The 2,900-nt window shown below is 72.7% G+C and carries 3 protein-coding genes; 2 read left to right on the forward strand and 1 reads right to left on the reverse strand.

The features are described from left to right. Nucleotides 1-153 precede the first annotated feature (153 nt). Nucleotides 154-720, reverse strand: coding sequence for a GNAT family N-acetyltransferase (locus tag ACFCY7_RS40270; RefSeq protein WP_376491051.1), 567 nt, complete (start codon nt 718-720; stop codon nt 154-156). A 61-nt stretch (nt 721-781) separates the two neighbouring features. Here ACFCY7_RS40270 and ACFCY7_RS40275 point away from each other — a divergent pair, with 61 nt between their 5' ends. Together ACFCY7_RS40275 and ACFCY7_RS40280 are read left to right on the forward strand one after the other, a co-directional pair. Beyond that, complete coding sequence (locus ACFCY7_RS40275; protein ID WP_376491052.1) at nt 782-1,333, forward strand: TetR/AcrR family transcriptional regulator; 552 nt, start codon at nt 782-784, stop codon at nt 1,331-1,333. Further along, complete coding sequence (locus tag ACFCY7_RS40280) at nt 1,330-2,874, forward strand: MFS transporter (RefSeq protein ID WP_376491053.1); 1,545 nt, start codon at nt 1,330-1,332, stop codon at nt 2,872-2,874. The genes ACFCY7_RS40275 and ACFCY7_RS40280 overlap by 4 nt, the downstream gene beginning before the upstream one ends. Nucleotides 2,875-2,900: the final 26 nt, after the last annotated feature.

The raw sequence follows: 2,900 nt of genomic DNA on the forward strand, positions 1-2,900 counted from the left end.
AGTTGTTGATTAGCCGTAGGGTGACTCGATCAACACCGGCCCCCCGCCCCTTCCGGGCGGCGGCTCGGCGCGTTCCGGTCGCTGCGGCCCGGTCCGCGCGACCGCAGGCGCCCAGGCGCCCAGGCGTCCCGGCGTCCAGGTGTCCAGACGTCCTCAGTCGCCCGCGCGCCGGACGTGCAGGTGCCCGTCGCGGGGGAAGGCGGGCGGCGTCGCCGCCAGCACGCGGTCGAAGGCGTAACCGCTCTTCGACGCGACCCGGCACGACGCCGGGTTGTCGACCTGGTGCAGCAGGTCGAGCCGCTCCAGGCCGCCGGGCCCGAAGGTTCCGAAGGCCCACTGCGTGAGCACTTCGAGGGCGCGCGTCGCGACGCCCTTCCCGCGCGCGTGCGCGGCGGTCCAGTAGCCCACCTCGGCCGCCGGGCGGCCGGGGGCGACCCCCTTGAGGACGGTGTTGCCCACCAGGGCGCCCTCCTCCGCGCCGGGTCCTTCCTCCAGGACCGCGAAGGCGAAGCGCTCCCCGGTGGCCCAGCCCGCCTGCTGGGTCTCCAGCCACCGTGCCCCGTCGGCCTCGTCGTCCACCCGGTGGCTCGTCCAGTGGCGCAGTAGGGGATCCCGGCACGCCTCGATGAGCGAGGGGATGTCCCGCGCGGACCAAGGGCGGAGGACGAGGGCGGGAAGGGCCGGTGTCGCGGCGGCCCGCAGGGTGACGGAGGAGTTCATCGGCCGAGCATAGGACGTCCGGGGTGAGACATTCATGTCTCATTTGGTGTATGGTCGTCTCATGGCAGTCGATCGCAACCACGTGCTCCACAGCGCCGCCGCCCTTCTCTCCCGTAAAGGGAGCGCCACGATGGACGAGGTCGCCCGGGCGGCAGGGATCGGCCGGGCCACGCTGCACCGCCAGTTCGCCGGGCGGGACGCGCTGGTCCGGGCGCTCGAAGCGCTCGGACTCGAGGAGCTGGAGCAGGCGCACGACCGGGCCCGGCTCGACGAGGGACCCGAGGACGAGGCCGTCCGGCGACTCATCGCCGAAGTGGAGCCCGTCGCCCCGCTGCTCTCGTTCCTGGTCACCGAGAACCAGCTGTTCGAGGGCGACGAGCAGAACGAGGGCTGGGAACGCATCGACGCCCGGATCGTCGCCCTCTTCCGGCGTGGCCAGGAGAACGGCGTGTTCCGGATCGACCTGACCCCCGCCTGGCTGTCCGAGGCCTTCTACGGGCTGGTCGGATCAGGCGCCTGGGCCGTGCACGACGGCAGGGTCGCCGCCAAGGACTTCCAATACATGATCGCCGAGCTGCTGCTCGGCGGAGCGCGCAGGAGCGTGGAGAAGTGAGCACCAGCACCATCGGCACCAAGAGCCATATCGAGGGCGTGCACCGCCCCGGCCGGTGGCTCGCCCTTTCCGTGCTCGTCCTGGCCGTCCTGCTCGTGGCGGTCGACGCCACGGTGCTCGGGCTCGCCACCCCGTTCCTCTCCGAGGAACTGCAGCCGACCGGCACGCAGCTCCTGTGGATCGGTGACGTCTACTCGTTCGTCATCGCCGGACTCCTCGTCTCCATGGGCAGCCTCGGCGACCGCATCGGCCGCAAGAAGCTGCTGCTGATCGGCGCCACCGCCTTCGGCGCCGTCTCGGTCCTGAACGCCTACGCGACCAGCCCCGAGATGATGATCGTGGCCCGCGCGCTCCTCGGCGTCGCCGGCGCGACCCTGATGCCGTCGACCCTGGCGCTCATCCGGAACCTCTTCCACGACCCGCGCGAGCGCAGCCTCGCCATCGGCATCTGGGGTGCCATGGCGTCGGCCGGCGCCGCCGTCGGACCGGTCGTCGGCGGGTTCCTCCTGGAGCACTTCTGGTGGGGCTCGGTCTTCCTCATCAACCTGCCCGTCATGGCGGTCCTCGTCCTCGTCGGCATCAAGCTGATCCCCGAGTCGAAGAACCCCCACCCGGGCCCCTGGGACCTGCCCAGCGTCGCGCTCTCCCTCGTCGGCATGATCGGTGTCGTCTACGCGGTCAAGGAACTGGCCTCGCACGGCCTGTCCGTCGACGCCGGTGTCGCGGCCCTCGCCGGTGCCACCGGCCTGACCTGGTTCGTCCGCAGGCAGCTGACCCTGCCCGTGCCGCTCCTCGACATGCGCCTCTTCCGCCACCGCGGCCTGTCCGCCGCGGTCCTGGCCGACCTGCTGACCATCCTCGGCCTCTCCGGCCTGGTCTTCTTCCTGTCCCAGTTCTTCCAGCTGGTCCAGGGCCGTCAGCCGCTCGAAGCCGGTCTCGCCGAACTCCCGGCGGCGATCGGCGCGGTCACGGCCGGTCTGGTCGCGGGTCTCGTGGCCCGCCGGTACTCCGTGCGGTCCGTGGTGGCCGGCGGCCTCGCGGCGATCGGCCTCTCCCTCGCCGTCCTGACGACGCTCGACCAGCACACCGGCTACCCGCTGCTCGGTGCCGCCCTGCTCGTCGTCGGCGTGGGCGCCGGCTTCTCGTTCACCGTCACCGCCGACGTGATCCTCTCCAACGTCCCGAAGGAGCAGGCCGGATCCGCCTCGGCCGTCTCCGAGACGGCGTACGAGCTCGGCGCCGCCCTCGGCATCGCCGTCCTCGGCTCCATCGTGACCGGGATCTACCAGGGCTTCGCCACCCCGGCCGGGGTGCCCGCCGACGTCGCGGCGGCCGCCCACGAGTCGCTCGGCGGCGCGGTCGAGGCCTCCGGCGCCCTCGCCCCGGACACCGCGACGGCCCTGGTCTCCGCCGCCCAGGGGGCGTTCGTCGACGGCCTGCGGATCGCGTCCGGCGTCGGCGCCGCGGTCCTCCTCGCGACGGCGGTCGCGGCCTGGTTCCTGCTGAAGGGCCAGAAGCTGGAGGACGGCGTCGAGCACTGACGCACCCGGCGCACGCGAAGGTGCCC

It is taken from the genome of Streptomyces sp. NPDC056361 (genome assembly GCF_042262805.1).
Lineage (GTDB): Bacteria > Actinomycetota > Actinomycetes > Streptomycetales > Streptomycetaceae > Streptomyces.